General features: G+C 70.9%; 16 protein-coding genes and 1 pseudogene. 6 read left to right on the forward strand and 11 right to left on the reverse strand.

The window, feature by feature from the left end; genetic code table 11:
- From ACFY0K_RS23495 to tkt, 8 genes are all read right to left on the reverse strand, one after another.
- On the reverse strand, positions 1 to 1,248 hold the full coding sequence (locus tag ACFY0K_RS23495; RefSeq protein WP_390641499.1) for an ROK family protein: 1,248 nt from the start codon (positions 1,246 to 1,248) through the stop codon (positions 1 to 3).
- A 196-nt stretch (positions 1,249 to 1,444) separates the two neighbouring features.
- Positions 1,445 to 2,038: a histidine phosphatase family protein gene (locus ACFY0K_RS23500; protein ID WP_390641501.1), complete on the reverse strand. Its 594-nt coding sequence runs from the start codon at positions 2,036 to 2,038 to the stop codon at positions 1,445 to 1,447.
- Between the two features lie 7 nt (positions 2,039 to 2,045).
- Entirely contained in the window at positions 2,046 to 2,921 is an 876-nt protein-coding gene (gene gnd, locus ACFY0K_RS23505; RefSeq protein WP_351959367.1) for a phosphogluconate dehydrogenase (NAD(+)-dependent, decarboxylating), read from the reverse strand.
- Positions 2,922 to 2,926: 5 nt separating this feature from the next.
- A complete protein-coding gene (gene pgi / locus ACFY0K_RS23510; protein ID WP_390641502.1) occupies positions 2,927 to 4,567 on the reverse strand; it encodes a glucose-6-phosphate isomerase in 1,641 nt (546 codons plus the stop codon).
- Entirely contained in the window at positions 4,560 to 5,495 is a 936-nt protein-coding gene (gene opcA, locus ACFY0K_RS23515) for a glucose-6-phosphate dehydrogenase assembly protein OpcA (protein ID WP_390641503.1), read from the reverse strand. The genes pgi and opcA overlap by 8 nt, the downstream gene beginning before the upstream one ends.
- Positions 5,492 to 7,060: a glucose-6-phosphate dehydrogenase gene (gene zwf, locus ACFY0K_RS23520; protein WP_390641505.1), complete on the reverse strand. Its 1,569-nt coding sequence runs from the start codon at positions 7,058 to 7,060 to the stop codon at positions 5,492 to 5,494. The genes opcA and zwf overlap by 4 nt, the downstream gene beginning before the upstream one ends.
- Positions 7,060 to 8,202 (reverse strand): transaldolase, encoded by a 1,143-nt coding sequence (tal, locus tag ACFY0K_RS23525; RefSeq protein ID WP_390641506.1) that lies wholly within the window; start codon positions 8,200 to 8,202, stop codon positions 7,060 to 7,062. The genes zwf and tal overlap by 1 nt, the downstream gene beginning before the upstream one ends.
- A gap of 32 nt (positions 8,203 to 8,234) precedes the next feature.
- A complete protein-coding gene (gene tkt, locus ACFY0K_RS23530) occupies positions 8,235 to 10,328 on the reverse strand; it encodes a transketolase (protein WP_390641508.1) in 2,094 nt (697 codons plus the stop codon).
- A 145-nt stretch (positions 10,329 to 10,473) separates the two neighbouring features.
- Here tkt and ACFY0K_RS23535 point away from each other — a divergent pair, with 145 nt between their 5' ends.
- Positions 10,474 to 11,370, forward strand: coding sequence for an AraC family transcriptional regulator (locus ACFY0K_RS23535; protein WP_351959373.1), 897 nt, complete (start codon positions 10,474 to 10,476; stop codon positions 11,368 to 11,370).
- A gap of 54 nt (positions 11,371 to 11,424) precedes the next feature.
- Here the strand turns inward: ACFY0K_RS23535 and ACFY0K_RS23540 are convergent, their stop codons facing one another.
- Together ACFY0K_RS23540 and ACFY0K_RS23545 are read right to left on the reverse strand one after the other, a co-directional pair.
- A complete protein-coding gene (locus tag ACFY0K_RS23540; protein WP_390641509.1) occupies positions 11,425 to 12,834 on the reverse strand; it encodes a glycoside hydrolase family 16 protein in 1,410 nt (469 codons plus the stop codon).
- 188 nt (positions 12,835 to 13,022) lie between these two features.
- Positions 13,023 to 14,270, reverse strand: a complete 1,248-nt coding sequence (locus ACFY0K_RS23545; RefSeq protein WP_351959375.1) for an Ig-like domain-containing protein — start codon at positions 14,268 to 14,270, stop codon at positions 13,023 to 13,025.
- Between the two features lie 319 nt (positions 14,271 to 14,589).
- On the opposite strand from ACFY0K_RS23545, the gene ACFY0K_RS23550 reads away from it, so the two are divergent.
- From ACFY0K_RS23550 to ACFY0K_RS23570, 5 genes are all read left to right on the forward strand, one after another.
- Positions 14,590 to 17,253 carry an FAD/NAD(P)-binding protein gene (locus ACFY0K_RS23550; RefSeq protein WP_390641510.1) on the forward strand — a complete coding sequence of 888 codons (2,664 nt, stop codon included), beginning with the start codon at positions 14,590 to 14,592 and terminating at the stop codon, positions 17,251 to 17,253.
- A gap of 403 nt (positions 17,254 to 17,656) precedes the next feature.
- Complete coding sequence (locus tag ACFY0K_RS23555) at positions 17,657 to 18,631, forward strand: zinc-dependent alcohol dehydrogenase family protein (protein ID WP_390641511.1); 975 nt, start codon at positions 17,657 to 17,659, stop codon at positions 18,629 to 18,631.
- A 12-nt stretch (positions 18,632 to 18,643) separates the two neighbouring features.
- Positions 18,644 to 19,369, forward strand: coding sequence for an NADPH-dependent F420 reductase (locus ACFY0K_RS23560; RefSeq protein WP_390641743.1), 726 nt, complete (start codon positions 18,644 to 18,646; stop codon positions 19,367 to 19,369).
- Between the two features lie 45 nt (positions 19,370 to 19,414).
- Entirely contained in the window at positions 19,415 to 20,419 is a 1,005-nt protein-coding gene (locus ACFY0K_RS23565) for a zinc-binding dehydrogenase (RefSeq protein WP_390641512.1), read from the forward strand.
- Positions 20,420 to 20,475: 56 nt separating this feature from the next.
- Positions 20,476 to 20,802, forward strand: coding sequence for an MmcQ/YjbR family DNA-binding protein (locus ACFY0K_RS23570; protein ID WP_390641513.1), 327 nt, complete (start codon positions 20,476 to 20,478; stop codon positions 20,800 to 20,802).
- A gap of 209 nt (positions 20,803 to 21,011) precedes the next feature.
- Here the strand turns inward: ACFY0K_RS23570 and ACFY0K_RS23575 are convergent.
- Positions 21,012 to 21,194, reverse strand: a pseudogene (locus tag ACFY0K_RS23575) (TetR family transcriptional regulator C-terminal domain-containing protein); the annotation flags it as partial.
- Positions 21,195 to 21,288 lie beyond the last annotated feature (94 nt).

Raw genomic sequence — 21,288 nt, forward strand, 5'->3', positions numbered from 1 at the left:
TCATGAAGGTGGTGCGGTACGGCTCCTTGCGGGACCGGTGGTGCGCTTCGGGCCCCGCCGGCCGACCGCCTGCAGGGCGCCCTCCAGGGCGAAGGTGGCCGCGCCCAGGCAGACCGGGTCGGTGGGGATGGGGGAGAGGGCGATCTCGGTGGCGGCGAACGGCCGCCCGAGCGCGTGCCGCCGGACCGCCTCGCGCACTTCCGCCAGCAGCGGCTCGCCGAGCTTGCGGGCCACCCAGCTGCTGAGCACGACCAGTTCGGGGTTGAGCAGGTTGACCAGGTTGGCGATGCCGGCACCGATGTAACGGGCCGTGTCCCGGACGACCGCGACCGCCACCGGGTCGCCGTCCGCCAGACCCCGGGCCAGCGCGCCCACGGTGGCCGTCTGGTCCTCCGGGTGCAACAGTGCGGAGCGGGGGCTCAGTTCGCGCAGGTTGAGCATGATCCCGGGGGCGCCGACATAGGTCTCCACGCAGCCGCGGTTGCCGCAGTGGCACAGCCGCCCGTCGAGCACGAGCGTCGTGTGACCCCACTCGCCGGCGCTGTTGCTCACGCCCCGGTACAGCCCGCCGCCGAGCACCAGCCCGGCCCCGACCCCCGTGCCGAGGTTCACCACCACGGCGTCCTCACGCCCGCGCGCGGCCCCGAACCACAACTCGGCCACCGCGCTCGCCCGCAGCGGGTTGTCCAGGTGGAGCGGGTAGGCGATGTGCTCGGCGAGCAGGCCGAGCAACGGCACGTCGTGCCAGTCCCAGTTGGGCGCGTACTCGGCGATGCCGGTGGCCCGGTCCACCTGCCCCGGCACGCTCACCCCGACGCCCAGCACCCGCGCGCCCTCGACGCCGGCCTGGGCGACCACCGAGCCGACGGCCGCGGCCACCTGGCCGACCGCCTGCTCGGGCCGGCTCTCCCCGGGGCGCGTCTCCTCCACGGCGCGGGCCAGCACGTTCAGCCCCAGGTCGAACAGTTCCACCCGGACGTACGTCTCCGCCATGTCGACGCCGATCAGCGCGCCGCCCGCGGAGTTGACGGCGACGAGTCCCCGGGGGCGACCGCCGGCCGAGTCCTCGAAGCCGTCCTCGGTGATCATTCGGAGGTCGAGCAGTTCACCGACGAGGGTGGCGACCGTGGCGACGCTCAGTCCGGTGGCGGCCGCCAGCGTCTGCCGGGAGGTGGGGGAGCGGGCGATGATCTGGCGCAGCACCTCGTAGCGGTTCGCGGTGCGGATGTCACGCGATGTGCGCTTCACGCGGCTGCCCCTCCCATCCCGTCACGGCCGGGCCGGGGCGTACGACGGCACCGGCGCGGCGTCAGGCTATGGGCTTCGCGGGACTTTCGACAAGGGGTTAGGAAATGGGCCGTAGAAACATCTGCGTGGCGGTCACCGATGGCCAATACGCCGAAACGGCCCGTCAGTTGTCACTGACGGGCCGTCGTGGGGTGTCCTACGGCTGCTTGTTCCACTCGGCGATCACGGGCCACCCGTGCTCGGTGGAGAGCCGGCTGACCGTCCCGGTCGCCAGCTGGAACAGCCGGCCCTCGGCGGGCGGCAACCCCAGGCGGCGGGCGGTCAGCACCCGCAGGAAGTGGGCGTGGGCCACCACGATCACGTCACCCGTGCCGCCGTTGAGCGCCGTCTCGACCTTCCTGAGCACCCGGTCGGCCCGCGCGCGGATCTGCTCCGGCGACTCGCCGGGATGGCCCTCCGGGCCCGGGGGCACGCCGTCGGTCCACAGGTACCAGTCGGGGCGGGTGCGGTGGATCTCCGCGGTGGTGATGCCCTCGTAGCCGCCGTAGTCCCATTCGTGCAGGTCGGGGTCTGGCACGACCCCGGTCAGACCGGCCAGTTCGGCCGTGCGTATCGCGCGGTCCAGCGGGCTGGCCAGCGCCAGTGCGTAGGTCCGGTCGGTGAGGAGCGGGGCGAGGGACTTGGCCTGTTCCTCGCCGTGCTGGGTGAGGGGCAGGTCGGTCCAGCTGGTGTGCTGGCCCGACACGCTCCACTCCGTCTCACCGTGGCGGACCAGGAGGAGGTCCCCCACGGCACACCTACTTCGACTCGACGGCGTGGCCGCCGAACTGGTTGCGCAGCGCCGCGATCATCTTCATCTGCGGGGAGTCGTCCTGGCGGGACGCGAACCGCGCGAAGAGGGAGGCCGTGATCGCCGGCAGCGGCACCGCGTTGTCGATCGCCGCCTCGACGGTCCAGCGGCCCTCGCCGGAGTCCTGCGCGAAGCCCTTCAGCTTGTCCAGGTGCTCGTCGTCGTCCAGCGCGTTGACCGCGAGGTCGAGCAGCCAGGAGCGGATGACGGTGCCCTCCTGCCAGGAGCGGAAGACCTCGCGGACGTTGTCGACCGACTTGACCTTCTCCAGGAGCTCCCAGCCCTCGGCGTAGGCCTGCATCATGGCGTACTCGATGCCGTTGTGGACCATCTTGGAGAAGTGCCCGGCGCCGACCTTGCCGGCGTGGACGTAGCCGTACGGGCCCTCCGGCTTGAGCGCCTCGAAGATCGGGTGGAGCCGCTCGACGTGCTGCTTGTCGCCGCCGACCATCAGGGCGTAGCCGTTCTGCAGGCCCCACACACCGCCGGAGACTCCGGCGTCGACGAAGCCGATGCCCTTGATGCCGAGTTCGGCGGCGTGCTTCTCGTCGTCCGTCCAGCGGGAGTTGCCGCCGTCGACGACCGTGTCGCCCTCGGACAGCAGGTCCTTGAGCTCGTCGACGACGGACTGGGTGGCGTGGCCGGCCGGGACCATCACCCACACCGTGCGCGGGGCGTCGAGCTTCTCGACCAGTTCCTCGAGGGACTTGACGTCGGAGACGTCGGCGTTGCGGTCGTAGCCGATGACGGTGTGCCCTGCGCGGCGGATCCGCTCGCGCATGTTGCCGCCCATCTTGCCGAGGCCGATCAGTCCGAGCTGCATGTCATTCACTTCCTAAGCGTTCGGTACGTCGAGACGAGGGCGGTGGTGGACGGGTCGAGGCCGGGCACGTCGGCGCCGTCGGTGAGGGCGGGTTCGATGCGCTTGGCGAGCACCTTGCCCAGCTCCACGCCCCACTGGTCGAAGGAGTCGATGTTCCAGACCGCGCCCTGCACGAAGACCTTGTGCTCGTAGAGGGCGACGAGCTGGCCGAGGACCGACGGGGTCAGCTCGCGGGCGAGGATCGTGGTGGTGGGGTGGTTGCCCTTGAAGGTGCGGTGCGCCACCTGCTCCTCGGCCACGCCCTCCGCGCGGACCTCGTCGGCCGTCTTGCCGAAGGCCAGCGCCTGGGTCTGGGCGAAGAAGTTCGCCATCAGCAGGTCGTGCTGGGCCTTGAGTTCACCGCTCAGCTCGGCGACGGGTTCGGCGAAGCCGATGAAGTCCGCCGGGATCAGCTTGGTGCCCTGGTGGATCAGCTGGTAGTACGCGTGCTGCCCGTTGGTGCCCGGCGTGCCCCACACCACCGGACCGGTCTGCCACTGCACCGGCCGGCCCTCCCGGTCCACCGACTTGCCGTTGGACTCCATGTCCAGCTGCTGCAGGTAGGCGGTGAACTTGGACAGGTAGTGGCTGTACGGCAGCACCGCGTGCGACTGGGCGTCGAAGAAGTTGCCGTACCAGACGCCCAGCAGGCCGAGGAGCAGCGGCGCGTTGGACTCGGCGGGGGCGGTGCGGAAGTGCTCGTCGACCAGGTGGAAGCCGTCCAGCATCTCGCGGAAGCGGTCCGGGCCGATCGCGATCATCAGGGAGAGGCCGATGGCCGAGTCGTAGGAGTAGCGGCCGCCGACCCAGTCCCAGAACTCGAACATGTTGTCCGGGTCGATGCCGAACTCGGTGACCTTGCCGGCGTTCGTCGACAGGGCCACGAAGTGCTTGGCCACGGCCTTCTCGTCGCCTCCGAGCCCGTCGAGGAGCCAGGTGCGGGCCGAGGTCGCGTTGGTGATCGTCTCGATCGTGGTGAACGTCTTCGACGCGACGATGAACAGCGTCTCCGCCGGGTCCAGGTCGCGGGTCGCCTCGTGCAGGTCGGCGCCGTCCACGTTGGACACGAACCGGAACGTCAAGTCCCGTGCGGTGAAGGCCCGCAGGGCCTCGTAGGCCATCGCGGGGCCGAGATCCGAGCCGCCGATGCCGATGTTGACCACGTTGCGGATGCGCTTGCCGGTGTGGCCGGTCCACTCGCCCGAGCGGACCCGCTCGGCGAAGGCGCTCATTTTGTCGAGCACGGCGTGCACGCCCGGGACGACGTTCACCCCGTCCACCTCGACCACCGCGTCGCGCGGGGCGCGCAGCGCGGTGTGCAGCACCGCCCGCCGCTCGGTGATGTTGATCCTCTCGCCGTGGAACATGGCGTCCCGCAGCCCGAACACGTCGGTGGCGGCGGCCAGTTCCCGGAGCAGGGCGAGGGTCTCGTCCGTGATCAGGTGCTTGCTGTAGTCGATGTACAGGTCGCCGACCCGTACGACGTACCGCTCGGCGCGCGCCGGGTCGGCCGCGAACAGCTCACGCAGGACGGGCTGTCCCTCGGCCCGGTGGTCCTCCAGGGCGGCCCACTCGGGCCGCCGGGTGAGCTCGGGGGTGTCAGGCATGGGAGACGGTCTCCTTGGTGCCCTCGCCCCGCAGGGCGACGGCGTACATCTCGTCCGCGTCGAGGCGGCGGAGCTCCTCGGCGATCAGTTCGGAGGTGGAGCGGACCTTCAGGGCGAGGGTGCGCGGCGGCTGGCCCGGCAGGGTCAGGCTGGCCAGCGGGCCCTCGGGGCGGTCGATGCGGATCTCGCCGTTGGCGGTGCCGAGCCGTACGGCCGTGACGACCGGGCCGGGGGAGACCACGCGGTCCACCTTGACCTTCAGGCGCGCCTCCAGCCAGCGGGCGAGGAGTTCGGCGCTGGGGTTGTCCGCCTCGGCCTCCACGGCCGCCGAGGTCACGTCGATCCGGGCCTGGTCCAGGGCGGCGGCCAGCATGGACCGCCACAGGGTGAGCCGGGTCCAGGCGAGATCGGTGTCGCCGGGCGCGTAGTTGCGGGCGCGGGTCTCCAGGACCTCCATCGGCCGGTCGACCGCGTACAGGTCGGTGATCCGGCGCTGGGCGAGCGCGCCCAGCGGGTCCTTGGACGGCGTCTCCGGGGCCTCCACCGGCCACCACACCACCACCGGGGCGTCCGGCAGCAGCAGCGGCAGCACCACCGAGTCGGCGTGGTCGGAGACCTCGCCGTAGGTGCGCAGCACGACCGTCTCGCCGGTACCGGCCTCGGAGCCGACCCGGACCTCGGCGTCCAGCCGGGACGCGGTGCGGTCGCGCAGGGTGCGGGCGTGCCGCTTGATGACGACCAGGGTGCGCGAGGGATGCTCGTGCGAGGCCTCCTCGGCCGCCTTGATCGAGTCGTAGGCGTTCTCCTCGTCCGTGACGATCACCATCGTCAGGACCATGCCCACGGCGGGCGTGCCGATGGCGCGGCGGCCCTGCACCAGCGCCTTGTTGATCTTGCTTGCCGTTGTGTCGGTCAGGTCGATCTTCATGGCCTGCGCCAGCTCCGTCCGTCTCGTGCGAGCATCTCGTCGGCTTCCTGCGGTCCCCAGCTGCCCGACGGGTACTGTGCGGGCTTACCATGCTTTGCCCAGTACGTCTCGATCGGGTCGAGGATCTTCCAGGACTCTTCCACTTCCTGGTGACGAGGGAACAAATTGGCGTCGCCGAGCAGCACGTCCAGGATGAGCCGCTCGTACGCCTCCGGGCTGGACTCCGTGAACGACTCGCCGTAGGCGAAGTCCATCGTCACGTCCCGGATCTCCATCGAGGTGCCGGGCACCTTGGAGCCGAACCGGACGGTCATGCCCTCGTCGGGCTGGACGCGGATGACGATCGCGTTCGCGCCGAGCTCCTCGGTGGCCGTGGAGTCGAAGGGGGAGTGCGGGGCCCGCTTGAAGACCACCGCGATCTCGGTGACCCGGCGGCCGAGCCGCTTGCCGGTGCGCAGGTAGAAGGGGACGCCCGCCCAGCGGCGGTTGTCGATGCCCAGCTTGACGGCCGCGTAGGTGTCGGTCTTCGACTTCGGGTCGATCCCCTCCTCCTGCAGGTAGCCGATCACCTTCTCGCCGCCCTGCCAGCCCTCGGCGTACTGCCCGCGCACGGTGTGCCGCCCCAGGTCCTCCGGCAGCCGCACCGACTTCAGGACCTTCAGCTTCTCGGTGAGCAGCGCGTCCGCGTCGAACGCGATCGGCTCCTCCATCGCGGTGAGGGCCATCAGCTGGAGCAGGTGGTTCTGGATCACGTCACGCGCCGCGCCGATGCCGTCGTAGTACCCCGCGCGGCCGCCGATGCCGATGTCCTCGGCCATGGTGATCTGCACGTGGTCGACGTACGACCGGTTCCAGACCGGCTCGTACATCTGGTTGGCGAAGCGCAGCGCCAGGATGTTCTGGACGGTCTCCTTGCCCAGGTAGTGGTCGATGCGGAACACCTGGTCCGGATCGAACACGTCGTGGACGATCGCGTTCAGGTCCTGTGCCGACGCCAGGTCGTGGCCGAACGGCTTCTCGATGACCGCCCGCCGCCAGGAACCCGCCGGCGGGGTCGCCAGGCCGACCTTCTTCAGCTGCCGTACGACCTTCGGGAAGAACTTCGGCGGCACGGAGAGGTAGAACGCGAAGTTGCCGCCGGTGCCCCGGGACCCGTCCAGCTCGTCGACGGCCGCCTTCAGCTGCTTGAACGCCGTGTCGTCGTCGAAGTCACCGGGGATGAACCGCATGCCCTCGGCCAGCTGCTGCCAGACCTCCTCCTGGAACGGGGTCCGGGCGTGCTCGCGCACCGCGTCGTGGACGACCTGCGCGAAGTCCTGGTCCTCCCAGTCCCGGCGGGCGAAGCCGACGAGCGAGAAGCCCGGCGGCAGCAGTCCGCGGTTGGCCAGGTCGTAGACGGCCGGCATCAGCTTCTTGCGGGACAGGTCGCCCGTCACCCCGAAGATGACCAGGCCCGACGGGCCCGCGACCCTGGGCAGTCGCCGGTCGCGCGGGTCGCGCAACGGGTTGTCCCAGTCGGCGGCGGGCACCACCGGCACCCGCACCTCCTTGGCGGTCTCGCTCATTACGCCTCAACTCCCTTGCTGTCCAAGGACTTCGTGACGGCGTCCAGCAGCTCCTGCCAGGCCACCTCGAACTTGGCGACGCCCTCGTCCTCCAGCTTGCCCACCACCTCGTCGTAGGAGATGCCGAGCCGCTCCACCGCTTCCAGGTCGGCACGGGCCTGCGCATAGCCGCCGGTCACCGTGTCGCCGTGGATGTCACCGTGGTCGGCGGTCGCGTTCAGCGTCGCCTCCGGCATGGTGTTGACGGTGCCGGGGGCCACCAGCTCGTCGACGTAGAGGGTGTCCTTGTACGCCGGGTCCTTCACGCCGGTGGAGGCCCACAGGGGGCGCTGCTTGTTGGCACCCGCCGCGGACAGAGCCGCCCACCGCTCGCCGGCGAAGACCTGCTCGTACGCCTCGTAGGCGAGCCGCGCGTTGGCCAGCGCCGCCTTGCCCTTCAGCGCGAGCGCCTCGTCCGTGCCGATGACCGTCAGCCGCTTGTCGATCTCGCTGTCGACGCGGGAGACGAAGAAGGAGGCCACGGAGTGGATCGTGGAGAGGTCCAGGCCCTTGGCCGCGGCCTGCTCCAGGCCGGCCAGGTAGGCGGCCATGACCTCGCGGTAGCGCTCCAGGGAGAAGATCAGCGTGACGTTGACGCTGATGCCCTCCGCGACGACCGCGGTGATCGCCGGGAGACCGGCCTTCGTCGCCGGGATCTTGATCATCACGTTGGGGCGGTCGACGAGCCAGAAGAGCTGCTTGGCCTCGGCGACGGTGGCGGCGGTGTGGTGGGCGAGGCGGGGGTCGACCTCGATGGAGACCCGGCCGTCGGCGCCATGTGACACATCGTATACAGAATGCAGGATATCGGCCGCGGCCCGCACGTCCTGCGTCGTCATCATCCGCACGGCCTCCTCGACCGTGACGCCCCGCACGGCCAGGTCGGCGAGCTGCTCCTCGTACCCCTCGCCTGAGCCGATGGCGGCCTGGAAGATCGACGGGTTCGTGGTCACGCCCACGACGTTCTTCTCCGCGACGAGCGCGGCGAGGTTGCCGGTGCTGATCCGCTTGCGCGACAGGTCGTCCAGCCAGATCGAGACGCCCTCGTCGGTCAGGCGCTTCAGTGCTCCCGCGGTGGCGGTTGCTTCGGTCACAGTGATCATCTTCCTCTACTGAACAGTTTCTGGCTGGCGAATCAGGCGGTACGGGCGGCGGCGAGCGACTCGCGGGCCGCGGCCGCCACGTTCTCGGGCGTGAAGCCGAACTCGGCGAACAGGGTCCTGGCGTCGGCGGAGGCACCGAAGTGCTCCAGGGAGACGATCCGGCCGGCGTCGCCCACGAAGCGGTACCAGGTCAGGCCGATCCCGGCCTCCACGGCGACCCGCGCCTTCACGGCCGGCGGCAGGACGCTCTCGCGGTACTCGCGGGGCTGCTCCTCGAACCACTCCACGGACGGCATCGACACCACGCGGGTGCCGGTCCCCTCGGCCTCCAGGAGGTCGCGGGCCTCGACGGCGAGGTGCACCTCGGAACCGGTGGCGATCAGGACCACCTCCGGGGTCTCGGTCGACGACTCGCGCAGCACGTAGCCGCCCTTGGCCGCGTCCGGGTTCGGCGCGTACGTCGGCACGCCCTGGCGGGTCAGCGCGAGCCCGTGCGGGGCCGGGTGCGTGGCGTGCCTCTTCAGGATCTCGGCCCAGGCCGCCGCGGTCTCGTTGGCGTCGGCCGGGCGGACGACGTTCAGGCCCGGGATGGCGCGCAGCGCGGCCAGGTGCTCGACCGGCTGGTGGGTCGGGCCGTCCTCGCCGAGGCCGATGGAGTCGTGCGTCCAGACGTACGTCACCGGGAGCTGCATGAGCGCCGACATGCGGACGGCGTTGCGCATGTAGTCGGAGAACACCAGGAAGGTGCCGCCGTAGATGCGGGTGTTGCCGTGCAGGGCGATGCCGTTCATCTCGGCGGCCATCGAGAACTCGCGGATGCCGAAGTGGACGGTACGGCCGTACGGGTCCGCCTCGGGCAACGGGTTGCCCCTCGGCAGGAAGGAGGACGTCTTGTCGATGGTGGTGTTGTTCGAGCCGGCGAGGTCGGCCGAGCCGCCCCACAGCTCGGGCAGCACCGGGCCGAGCGCCTGGAGGACCTTGCCGGAGGCGGCGCGGGTGGCGACCGCCTTGCCCTCCTCGAAGACGGGGATCTCGGACTCCCAGCCCTCGGGGAGCCGGCCGGCCACGACCCGGTCGAAGAGCCGCGCGTGCTCCGCGTTGCCCGACCGCCACTCGGCGATCCGCTTGTCCCAGGCCGCGTGGGCCTCGGCGCCCCGGTCCAGGGCGCGGTGGGTGTGGGCCAGGACGTCGGCGTCGACCTGGAAGCTCCGCTCCGGGTCGAAGCCGAGGACGCGCTTGGTGGCGGCGACCTCGTCGGCGCCGAGCGCGGAGCCGTGGGAGGCCTCGGTGTTCCGGGCGTTCGGGGCCGGCCAGGCGATGATCGTGCGCATGGCGATGATGGACGGCCGCCCGGTCTCGGCCTGGGCCGCCTTCAGGGCCGCGTACAGGGCGTGCACGTCGACGTCGCCCTCGGCGGTCGGCTCGATGCGCTGGGTGTGCCAGCCGTAGGCCTCGTACCGCTTGAGGACGTCCTCGGAGAACGCGGTCGCGGTGTCGCCCTCGATGGAGATGTGGTTGTCGTCGTAGACGAGGACCAGGTTGCCGAGCTTCTGGTGGCCGGCCATCGAGGAGGCCTCGGCGGAGACGCCCTCCTCCAGGTCGCCGTCGGAGACGATCGCCCAGATGGTGTGGTCGAAGGGGGAGGTGCCCTCGGCGGCCTCGGGATCGAAGAGACCGCGCTCGTAGCGGGCGGCCATCGCCATTCCGACGGCGTTGGCGACGCCCTGGCCGAGCGGCCCGGTGGTGGTCTCGACACCGGCGGTGTGGCCGTACTCCGGGTGGCCCGGCGTCTTCGACCCGTGCGTCCGGAAGGCCTTGAGGTCGTCCAGCTCCAGCTCGTACCCGGCGAGGAAGAGCTGGGTGTAGAGGGTGAGCGAGGTGTGCCCGGGGGAGAGGACGAAACGGTCCCGGCCGGTCCACTCGGGGTCGGCCGGGTCGTGGCGCATCACCTTCTGAAAGATCGTGTACGCGGCCGGGGCCAGGCTCATCGCGGTGCCGGGGTGCCCGTTGCCGACCTGCTGTACCGCGTCGGCCGCGAGGAGGCGGGCCGTGTCCACGGCGCGCCGGTCGAGGTCGGTCCACTCGAAGCCGTCGTCGGCGACGCCCACCGATGTCTGCGTGCTCATCTTCAAGAAGTCCTCGTTCGAAGCGTTCTGGCTGACCTGACGCGTTCAAAAGTAAAAGTCTGACTTTTGGGAGGGAAGGTCGGGGTGTGTCAGCCTGTGGTGAAAGTGGGACACGGATCTTCGACAGGGACGGCACGAGAAGGACATGGCGGACAGAACGCCCAACGGGGCAGGCGACGGTGACGGAATCAGAACCTTCCCCTTCCCGGTGGATCTGAGCGTCGGCGGCGTCGGCATCCAGGTCGGCCCGATGGGGACCGAACGCCTGTGGCACGCCGACGCCCCGCTGGAGCGAGTCCACCGCATCGACTTCCACGTGGTCATGCTCTTCACCGAGGGCCCGGTCCGCCACATGATCGACTTCGCCGCGTACGAGGCCCGGGCCGGCGACCTGCTCTGGATCCGCCCCGGGCAGGTGCACCGCTTCTCGCGGACCTGCGAGTACCGCGGAACCGTCCTGACCATGCAGCCCGGATTCCTCCCGCGGGCCACGGTCGAGGCGACCGGCCTGTACCGCTACGACCTGCCGCCCCTGCTCCGCCCCGACGCCCCGCAGCTCGCCGCGCTCCAGGCGTCGCTCGCCCACCTGCAGCGCGAGTACGAGGACACCGAGACCCTCCCCCTGAGCCTGCACACCTCGGTGCTACGGCACTCCCTGACGGCGTTTCTCCTGCGCCTCGCCCATCTCGCGGCCACCTCGGCGGAGGCGGCACGCAGTCAGGCCGACACGACCTTCACCCTTTTCAGGGACGCGGTGGAGAAGGACTTCGCCACCAACCACAGCGTCAGCGCCTACGCCGACGGCCTCGGTTACTCCCGCCGCACCCTGGTCCGCGCGGTCCGCGCCGCGACCGGGGAGACCCCCAAGGGCTTCATCGACAAGCGGGTCGTCCTGGAGGCCAAGCGCCTCCTCGCCCACACCGACCTCCCGATCGGCCGGGTCGGCGCGGCGGTCGGCTTCCCGGACGCGGCGAACTTCTCCAAGTTCTTCCACCTGCACACCGGGCAGACACCGGTGGCGTTCCGGGCGGAGCTGCGCTGACACGGCGACGGCGCCGGAGGGAGACCCCTCCGGCGCCATGCGACCACTCGGTCGTCAGTGACCGAAGTCGAACCAGTTCACGTTCACGAAGTCCGCCGGCTGGCCGCTGCTGAAGGTCAGATAGACGTCGTGGGTGCCCGTCACCGAGCTGATGTTGGCCGGGACCGTCGTCCAGGTCTGCCAGCCGCCGGTGTTGGCGACCGAGAAGCTGCCGACGGGGGAGCTGGAGGGGCTGTCGAGCCGGACCTGGACCTGGCCGCTCACTCCGGAGGCCGCGCCGCTCGCCACCCTCGCGTAGAACTGGGTGGCCGCCGTGGAGCCGAAGTTCACCCCCTTGTAGAGCGCCCAGTCGCCGTTGGCGACGTAGCCGATGTCCTGGCCGCCGCCGGTGTCGGTGGTGGTCTCGGCGGTGACGCCGGACTGGCTGTCGTACGACTCGGCCTGGATCGCGCTGTACGCGTCACGGTTGCCGGTCGGCGGGGTCGTGGTGCCGCTCCCACTGGCCGACAGCACCTGGACGTAGTCGACGACCATCGGGTGGCCGGACTCGGTGGCGCTGGTCGGGCCGCCGCCGAACGCGGCGGGGAAGCCACCGCCCATCGCCACGTTCAGGATGACGAAGAAGCCGTGGTTGGTGGCGTTGGCCCAGGTGGTGGCGTCGACCTGGTTCGCCGTCACGGTCTGGTAGTTGACGCCGTCGACGTAGAAGCGGATCGCCTCGGGGCTGACCGAGCGGTCCCACTCCATCGTGTAGGTGTGGAAGCCGGCCTGGCAGGTGGTGTTGGGGCAGGCGGTCGAATTGCCGAGCCCCGTCGTCTCGTTGCACGGGCCGCCCGAGGCCGTGCCGCAGTGCATGGTCGCCCACGTCTTGTTGATGCCGTTGACGTTCTCCATGATGTCCAGCTCGCCGACGCTCGGCCAGTTCTGGTAGTTGCCCCGGTAGGGGGCGCCCAGCATCCAGAAGGCCGGCCAGTAGCCGAGGGCCGCGTTGCCCGTGACGTTCGGCATCTGGATGCGGGCCTCGACGCGCAGCTTGCCGCCCGCCGGGGGCTGGAAGTCGGTGCGGGTGGTCTCGATCCGGCCCGACGTCCAGTTGCCGGACGAGTCCCGCACCGGGGTGATCTTCAGGTTGCCGCTGCCGTCCAGGGCGACGTTGGAGGTGGACGACGTCATCGTCTCGACCTCGCCGGTGCCCCAGTTGGCGGCGCCTCCGGGATAGGAGGTCCCGGTGTCGTACTGCCAGTTGGAGGTGTTGACGCCGGTGCCGGCCGAGCCGTTGAAGTCGTCGAGGAAGACCTGGCTCCAGCCGGACGGGACGGAGGGGGCCGAGGCGTTGGCGGGCAGGGTGGCGGTCGTGGCGGCCGCGACCGCCAGGCCCATGGTGGCGAGCGCGGCGAGCAGGGCACGGCGCAGCGGGCGCCGCCGTCTGTGGTCCGCAGGGGGTATACCGGAGGTTTCACTCATGGGGGTGCCTCTCGGGTACGGAGGGGGGTGCGCGGGTGTGCCTCCGAGAGCGCCGGGAGTTGCCGAGACCGTTTGAGAGCGCTCTCAAAGTGCGCCCAATGTGCTCTCCGTGTCTGTGGCCGTCAAGAGTTAAAACAAAGAATCTCCTCGTTTCTCACGGGAGTTCACGCTGTGAAGTCGGCCGCTCGTCAGACCGCGCTGCCCGCCTTCCAGTCGGCCCAGGACAGGTTCCAGCCGTTCAGGCCGTTGGAGGCCTCGACGGTCTTCTCGCCGGAGTTCTTGACGATCACGACGTCGCCGAGCATCGAGCTCTCGTAGAACTTGTAGCCCGCCACCGAGGAGTCGCTCGCGCCCTTGGCGTCGTGCAGGCCGACACAGCCGTGGCTGGTGTTCTCGTGGCCGAAGACCGCGGTGGACGCCCAGTAGTTGCCGTGCACGAAGGTCCCGGAAGTGGTCAGGCGCTGGGCGTGCGGGACGTCGGAGATGTCGTACTCGTCGCCGAGGCCGACCGTGGAGGACTCCATCCGGGTCTGCTTGAACCGCTCGCTGATCACCATGATCCCGGACCAGGTGGTGTGCTGGGCGTTGCCGCCGGAGACGGGGTAGGTGGCCAGGGTGGCGCCGTCCCGCCTCACGACCATCTCCTTGGCGGACAGGTCGACGGTGCTGATCTGCGCGCGGCCGATGTGGAAGGTGACGTCCTTGGACTGCACGCCGTAGACACCGTCCGAGCCCTCCACGTCCTTCAGGTCCAGGCTCAGCGTGATCTTGGTGCCGGACGCCCAGTAGGTCTCCGGGCGGAAGTCGAGCCGGGTGTCGCTGAACCAGTGCCCGACGACCTCGACCTCCGGCTCGGCGGTCACGGTGATCGCCTTCTGCACGGTCGCGCGGTCCGCGACCGCGTGCGTGAAGTTGATCGACACCGGCATGCCGACGCCGGACGTGGAGTCGGCCTCCGGCGTGAAGTAGCCGATGAACGTCTCGCCGGGGGACTTGGTGGTGAAGGTGGCCACCGTCTCGTCGGCCGCGCCCTGCGCCTTCGCCGTCACCGTGTACTTCGTGCCGGAGTACGGGTTCTTCGCCGACGTCCACTTCGTCTTCGCGTCGTTGAAGGTCCCCGACAGCGTCGACCCGTCGTTGCCCGCGACGGTCACGGAGGCCAGCGTGCCGTCGGCGACCGTGACCACGACCGGGGTGGTGAACTCGGCCTTCTTCGTGCCGGAGACGGGCGTGACCGTGATCGTCGCCTTCTTGGCCGCGGACTTCACGGAGGCCGTGGCACCCTTGCCGTCGGTGGCGGCCGAGGCGTCCGCGGAGGAACTGCATCCGGCCAGCGCCGCTCCCGCGGGCACCGCGCCGAGAGCGGTGAGGATCCCGCGCCGGGACCACGTCCCCGACTGTCGTCCGGACCCGTTCGATATGTGCTGGACGCCCACGACACGCCTTCCTGACTTGCCCACCTGTGTCAGGGCATCCTGCGTCGTCTGTATGGGTGGTTCCTTTGAATCACGGGCGTGCACGCTGAGATTCCGATGAGGAGTGGTGACGTCACCCTCCGCAGTCGCGGCCGAACCGCCGCGGACCGGGGGCGAGTCGGCCGGAACCCGGGTTGTCCCGCCCTCCGATCGTGAACAGAGTATGAACGCCCGACCGGCGGACTGAGATTCCGGTGAGATCACCTGCCCGGCCTGGCTTCCCCACCTACCCGATCGGAATAGTGAAGAAGCAGCAAGCCGACCCCGCCGGAGGTATTCCGTGACCGACGTCCGCAAGCGGCACACCGTGGCCATCGTGGGAGCAGGCGCGGCGGGCACCCTCACCGCCGTCCAGCTCTGCGAGACGGCGCACCGCCGCCGGACTCCGCTCGACCTCGTCCTGATCGACCCGGCCCCGGAGGCGGGCCGCGGCACCGCCTACGCCACCCGCGACCCCCGGCACCGGCTCAACGTGCCCGCAGGCAACATGAGCGCCTACCCCGACGACCCCGGACACTTCGTCCGCTGGCTCTGCCGGCACGGCGAACCCACCGTCACCGGCGCCGACTTCGCCACCCGCTACCGCTACGGCGCCTACCTGGCCGACACCCTCGGCCAGGCCGTCGTCCGCGCCCACGGCACGGTCGCCGTACGCCGGCTGCGCACCCTCGCGGAGAGCTGTACCGGCACCCCCGACGGCCGGGTGGAACTCCACCTCGCCGACGGGGGACCCCTGGCGGTGGACAGCGCGGTCCTGGCCACCGGCCCCGCCGGGGCGGGCGCCGGCTGGGCCCCGCCCGCGCTGCGCACCTCGCCCCGCTTCGTCGGCACCCCTTGGGCGCCGGACGTCCTGGACCCCGTACGGGACAGCCTCGACGACGTCCTCCTGGTGGGCACCGGCCTGACCGCCGTCGACCTCGCCCTCGACCGCCCCGGCCGCACCGTGCACGCCCTCTCCCGCAGCGGGCTGCTGCCCCAGCCGCACGCCCTCGGCCCGGCCGGCACCATGACCGCCCCCGACGGCCTCGACGACACCTCGCTCGGCCGGCTCCGGCGCGCCGTCTACCGCCATGTGAGCCGCTCGGTGCGCACCCACGGCGACTGGCGCCCCGGCCTTGACAGCCTCCGCCCGCACACCGCCCGGCTGTGGCGAAGCCTCACCCCGGAGGAGCGCGAGGAGTTCCTGGCCCGCGAGGGCGCCCTGTGGAACACGCACCGCCACCGCATGGCCCCCGCCACCGCCGAACACGTCTCCCGCGCCCGCACCGCGCGGCGCCTGCACGTCCACACCGGCACGGTGCTGCGCGCCACGGACACCGAAGACGGCTCCCTCGCGGTCGAGTTGTCCAACGGACAGGTGCTGCACGTCGGTTGGGTGCTCGACTGCACCGGCCCGGGGCGCCGTCCCGACACCCCGGTGTGGCAGGCCCTGTTCGCCGCAGGGCTGGCCGTCCCCGGCCCGCTGGGCATGGGCGTGGCCACCCACGACGGACAGCTCGCCGACGCCCGAGGCCGCCTCACCGGGCCCCTGTTCACCCTGGGTGCCCCGCGCCGGGGCGAGTTGTGGGAGACCACGGCGATCCCCGAGATCCGCGTCCAGGCGGCCGAGCTGGCCCAGCGGCTGCTGCCCCTCCCGGCGCGCCGGCGGGGTTCGCGGCGGCCGGTCGACGGGCAGGGGCTGCCGCTGTCCACGCACGCCGACGCGGCCGCCGCCTACCGCAGCGGCCTGGACCGGGTCCTCAAGGTGCGCTCGGGCGCCGAGGACGCCTTCGCCCGCGCGGTCGCCCTCGACCCCGGCTTCGCGCTCGGCCACGCGGCCCTCGCCCTGCTCGGCCACGAGTGCGCCGCCGCCGTCGACGTGCCGCGCGCCCTCGCCGACGCCCAGCGCAGCGCCCGTGAACGCGCGGACGAACGCGAGCGGTCCTTCGTGGACGTGATCACCCGCCGGGTGACCGGTGACGACGGCGACGAGGCGCTCGTACGGCATCTGCGCGCGCACCGGGGCGACGCGCTGGCGCTCGCGGCGGCCGTGCCGACCATCGCGTTCTCCGGGGTCAGCGACCTGCAGGACGACGACGCCCTCCGGCTGCTCGACCTGACCTCGCCCGCGTACGACGGGCACTGGTTCCACACCTCGCTGCTGGCCTTCCTGCGCCAGGAGCAGGGGCGGCTGCACGAGGCGGGCGAACTGGCCCACCGTGCGCTGGCCGCCGAGCCGGCCTCCGGGCACGCGGTGCACGCCCTGGCGCACGTCCACTACGAGTCCGGGGCGCACGAGGCGGGCCGGGACTGGCTCGACGGCTGGGTGTCCGGGCGCGGCCGCGGGGCGGTGCACCGGGCGCACTTCTCCTGGCACATCGCGCTGCACGAACTCGCCCTCGACGACCCGGACGCCGTCCGCAGACGCTGGTTCGCCCAGCTCGCGCCGGGCCGGGTGGTGAGCGGCGTACGGGCTCTCGTCGACTCCGGGTCGCTGCTGTGGCGGGCCAGGGTGAGCGACAGCTGGCAGGGCGACTTCCCGGTGGCGGGGGTGCTGGAGGCGGTGCAGCGCGACGTGCTGGAGCGGCCGCAGACCGCGTTCACCGCCCTGCACGCGGCCGTCGCCCTCACCGCCGCCGGGGACCTGGCCGCGCTGCGCCGGCTGCGGGATCACGCCGCCGGCGCCGACGAGGTGCAGCGAGAGGTGGTCGCCCCACTGTGCGAGGCGTTCGCGGCGCTCGTCGAGGAACGTTTCCGGGAGGCGGCCCGGGGGCTCGACGCGCTGCTGCCGGTGCTGCGCCGGGTCGGCGGCAGCGCGGCCCAGCGGGAGGTGGTGGAGGAGACCCTGCTGTACGCCCTGGTGTCGGACGGACGTTGCGAGGCGGCGCGGCGGCTCCTGGACGCCCGCCTCGACCGCACCCATGCCCCGCGCGACCGGCGGCTGCGGGCGGGACTGGCCTCCTGAACGGCCACCCTGAGCTCGGCTCCCTGCGTCTCCCGCGGCCGGTCGGCGAGCTTGAGCCACGCTGCCCGCCCTCTGGAGGCTCGTCCGGGAGACGATCTGTTCAGCCGGCTGCGAGACCGGGCAGGGTAAGTGGCTCTCCGGTTGCAATGCCCCCGTCCGGGTTCTTTACTGGTAGGTACAAATCCATCCGAACCATGCGGCCCGTGAGGTGGCGTGGCGGATTGCCGGCGTGCTGTGCTCGTCGCGGGTCTCCGGGTGAGCCACATCGAGGGAGAAGCGGACATCTCACGGGCAGCGGCATTACCGAGCTGGATACAGCCGTGGAATTCCTCAGGGACGGGGCCGTCGGCATCCGAGGCGATGCCTCACATTTCGGCGAAGCGACGAAGCGAGGAGCCGTCCCATGCTCGCCATTCACCTCAAGCAGTTCGGGGAGCCGGAGCAGAGCCTGAAGGTGGTGGACGTGCCCGAGCCCCCGGCTCCCACCGCCGGACAGGCGCTGGTCCAGGTCGAGTACGCCCCGCTCGACCACCACGACCTTCTCCTGGCGCAAGGTGTCTATCCCGTACGCCCTGAGCTGCCGACAGCCATCGGAAACGAGGGCGTCGGGACGGTCGCGTCCGTAGGGCCCGGCGTCATCGAGGTCCGCCCCGGCGAGAGGGTCCTGCTTCCCTTCGGCGTCTTTTCCTGGTCCGAGCGGGTCGTGGCCGAGGCAGCAGACCTGACCGTGGTGGACAAGTCCATCAGTCTTGAACAGGCAGCGATGCTCACCATCAATCCCGTCAGTGCGGGGCTCCTGGTCGGCCTGCGGGACCTCCCGGCCGGTTCCTGGGTGGTGCAGAACGCGGCCAACAGCGGGGTGGGCCGGTCGGTCATTCTGTTCGCCAAGGAACGAGGGCTGCGCACGATCAACATCGTGCGCCGCGCGGAACTCGTGAGCGAACTCCATGACCTCGGAGCAGACATCGTGGTTGTCGACTCGGCGGACGCCGGCGCGCGCGTGCGGGAAGCCATCGGATCCGATCCGGTGCTGCTCGGCCTCGACGGTGTCAGCGGTGCGGCGACCGCACTATTGCTGGACGTACTGACCGACGGCGCGCTGCTGGCGATCTACGGGTATCTGAGCGGCCGGCCGTTCACACCCGATCCCGACGTACTGGGGACGAAGAACATCACCACGACGGAATTCTGGATGTACCAGGACGAGTTCCTTCCCCGGCTTCCGGCTCTGAACGCGGAGTCCGCGCGGCTGGTCTCGGAGGGAAGACTCGTCCTGCCCTCCGCGCCCGTCTACAAGGCGGCGGACTTTCCCGAGGCACTCGCGTATTTCCGGGAGAACGGCAAGGTCCTCCTGGACTTCAACCCCCATCGCGCGTAGGCGCCGGCGGACCTGCCGACGAGGCCGGGACCACCCCGGCAGGAAGCGACCGGAGCCGATCACACAGCCACTGCCGGGGCGCCGGCCCGACCCCCCGACACACGATCAAGGAGGGGCAGCATGGCCGCACAGAGCACCATCGGCATTCTCGGCGCGGGAGAGATCGGCCGGGCCGTCGCCGACAAGGCCGTCCGTCACGGACACGAGGTACTCATCGGGAACAGTCGGGGCCCGGAGACACTCAAGGCAGTCGTGGAGCAGCTGGGGCCGAAGGCCCACGCGGTGTCGGCCGAGGAGGCGGCGCAGCCGGAGCTCGTCATCCTCGCGGTGCCGTTCTCCGCGGTGCCGGACCTGACCGGCCTTGCCGACTGGACCGGGAAGATCGTCGTCGACACGACGAATCAGTTCGCCGCGGCCAACCCCTGGCGGGGCCGCTACGACGTCGGCGACCTCACGGGCAGCGAGTGGATCGCCCAGCGCCTGCCCGGCGCGCGGATCGTGAAGGCGTTCAACAGCCTGTTCGCCGCGTTCATCGCCGCGGACCCCCAGCACGAGGAAGGCCGCCAGGTGGTCTTCTACGCGGGCGACGACGCCGACGCGAAGGCGGCCGTGGCCGGCCTGCTCGACGAATTCGGATTCGCCGCCCTGGATCTCGGCGCCCTGGGGGAAGGCGGGCGGCTGATGCAGCTCGGCGGCCCGCTCAGCGCGAAGCACCTGCTGCTCATGGACGTCGGCTGACGCCCCGGCCAAGCCCTATACGCACCAGCGCACAGGAGGAGAACCATGAACCGCCGTGTCGTCTGGACCCGCAGCGGGACACCCGCCGAGGTCCTGACCGTCATCGAGGAGCCCGAACCGGAAGCACCCGCGCACGGCCAGGTCCTCATCCGCACCACGGCCTTCCCGGTCCACCCCGGTGATCTCCTGGGCCTCGACGCCTTCCCCACGGCAGCCGCGGAGCCGGTGCCGGTCGGCGTGGAAGCGACCGGCCTGGTGGAGACTGTCGGCCCGGACACACGCGTGGCTCCGGGCGTCGAGGTCGGCGGCCGGGTGACAGTCTTTCCCCTGCCGGGGGGATGGTCACAATGGATCCTGGCGGACGCCGAGACGGTCGTCCCCGTGCCCGACGAGCTGTCGGACGAGGTCGCCGCGCAGATGCTGACGAACCCGCTCACCGCGGTGATGCTGCGCCGTGAGGCGGAGCAGCACCCGGCCTTGGGATACGACGGTTATCTGGTGCAGGCCGCCGCCGGCTCGTCGGTCGGGCGGCTGGTGACCGGCGTGATGCGGTACCACAACGTGGGCCTGGTCAACGTCGTCCGCAGTGACCGCGGTGCCGCCGAGCTGAGCAAGCGGTTCCCGGACGTCCCGGTCGTGGCCACGGAGAATCCGGGCTGGGCCGACGTAGTCCGCAAGGCGGCCGGCGGACGCCCGCTCAGTGTGGCCTTCGACCCCGTCGGCGGAAAACTGACGGAGAGCCTTCTGGACCTGTTGGCGCCCGGAGGCCGGCTGGTCATTTACGGGGAACTCGCCGACGAGCCGATCTCGGTGCATGCTTCGACGGTGCTCCACCGGGCGCTGACAGTGCGCGGCGCGACCCTCGGCCGGTGGCTGCTGGAGGCATCCGCCGAGAGGCGGGCATCGGACGCGGTCGCCGCGACGCTGATCGCGCTGGCGTTCCAGGACCAGTTCGACGTGGCCGCCACGTACGACCTTGGCGAGCTGGCCACCGCCGTGAAGCACGCGGTGCAGCCCGGCAAGGTCGGCACCGTCCTCGTCCGCCCTTAGCAGCCGCTGCTGCAAGGAAGGAATCCTGCAACGTCAGTTATGGAAGCGAGATTGCCATGAACGTGGACGACGTCCGGGAGCTGGCGCTCTCCTTCGCCGGAGTAAGCGAGTCGCGTCCGTTCGCCCCGGACCGCGTGGTGTTCAAGACAGTGGCGAACAACAAGGTGTTTGCCATCCTCAGTGGCCATGAGTTCCCGGACGACCAGGTGACAGTCAAGGCCGATCCTGAGCGGGTCACCGAGTTGCGGCACCGCTTCGAGGCAGTGCACCCGGCGTACAAGCTGAACAAACGGTACTGGGTCAACGTTTCGTTGGCCGGCGATGTCCCGGACGAACTGATTCGGGAGCTGATAGAGGACAGCCACGACCTGGTGGCACCTTGAGTCCCTGGCACGGAACAGGATCGGGTCACGGTGCCGAACGTGCTGGACGGTCCTCCGGCCGGCCCGGTGCCAGCTCGTTCGTGGACACGCGGGGGAAGAAGGGCCAGGGCCTGCTCGGCAGCGCCGGTGACAACTTCCGCTGCGGCTCCCGCCCTGCCCAGGGCCTCCAGTCCCCGCAGCACAGAAAGGAGAAGGCTTGCGAGCCCGTCCGTGTCCGCCGCGGCATCCAGCGAGCCCTCCTCCTGGGGCCGGGCAAGGCAGTCCGACAGCTCGCTGTGCATTCCGCGGACAGTCGCGGCAATCCGCTTGGCCACGGCTTTGTCGACCGCGGCGAGTTCCGTGGCGCTCCTGGCCATTATGCAGCCGCGCCGCGCCACGTCCCTGCTGATCACTTCGGAGACGCCGCGTACGAAGCGTTCCAGCTGCGGGAGGGCCGGTCCGGGGCCGCGCAGAGCCGAACGCAAGGTTCCGATCGCGTCGCTGTTG

Origin of the sequence: Streptomyces sp. NPDC001507, from assembly GCF_042894765.1 — a bacterium.
Taxonomy (GTDB): Bacteria; Actinomycetota; Actinomycetes; order Streptomycetales; family Streptomycetaceae; genus Streptomyces.

Coding starts and splice junctions, on each gene's coding strand:
- ACFY0K_RS23535 (WP_351959373.1), top strand. CDS start 10,474: ATGGCGGACAGAACGCCCAACGGGGCAGGCGACGGTGACGGAATCAGA.
- tal (WP_390641506.1), bottom strand. CDS start 8,202: ATGATCACTGTGACCGAAGCAACCGCCACCGCGGGAGCACTGAAGCGC.
- gnd (WP_351959367.1), bottom strand. CDS start 2,921: ATGCAGCTCGGACTGATCGGCCTCGGCAAGATGGGCGGCAACATGCGC.
- ACFY0K_RS23570 (WP_390641513.1), top strand. CDS start 20,476: ATGAACGTGGACGACGTCCGGGAGCTGGCGCTCTCCTTCGCCGGAGTA.
- pgi (WP_390641502.1), bottom strand. CDS start 4,567: ATGCCTGACACCCCCGAGCTCACCCGGCGGCCCGAGTGGGCCGCCCTG.
- ACFY0K_RS23555 (WP_390641511.1), top strand. CDS start 17,657: ATGCTCGCCATTCACCTCAAGCAGTTCGGGGAGCCGGAGCAGAGCCTG.
- opcA (WP_390641503.1), bottom strand. CDS start 5,495: ATGAAGATCGACCTGACCGACACAACGGCAAGCAAGATCAACAAGGCG.
- zwf (WP_390641505.1), bottom strand. CDS start 7,060: ATGAGCGAGACCGCCAAGGAGGTGCGGGTGCCGGTGGTGCCCGCCGCC.
- tkt (WP_390641508.1), bottom strand. CDS start 10,328: ATGAGCACGCAGACATCGGTGGGCGTCGCCGACGACGGCTTCGAGTGG.
- ACFY0K_RS23565 (WP_390641512.1), top strand. CDS start 19,415: ATGAACCGCCGTGTCGTCTGGACCCGCAGCGGGACACCCGCCGAGGTC.
- ACFY0K_RS23540 (WP_390641509.1), bottom strand. CDS start 12,834: ATGAGTGAAACCTCCGGTATACCCCCTGCGGACCACAGACGGCGGCGC.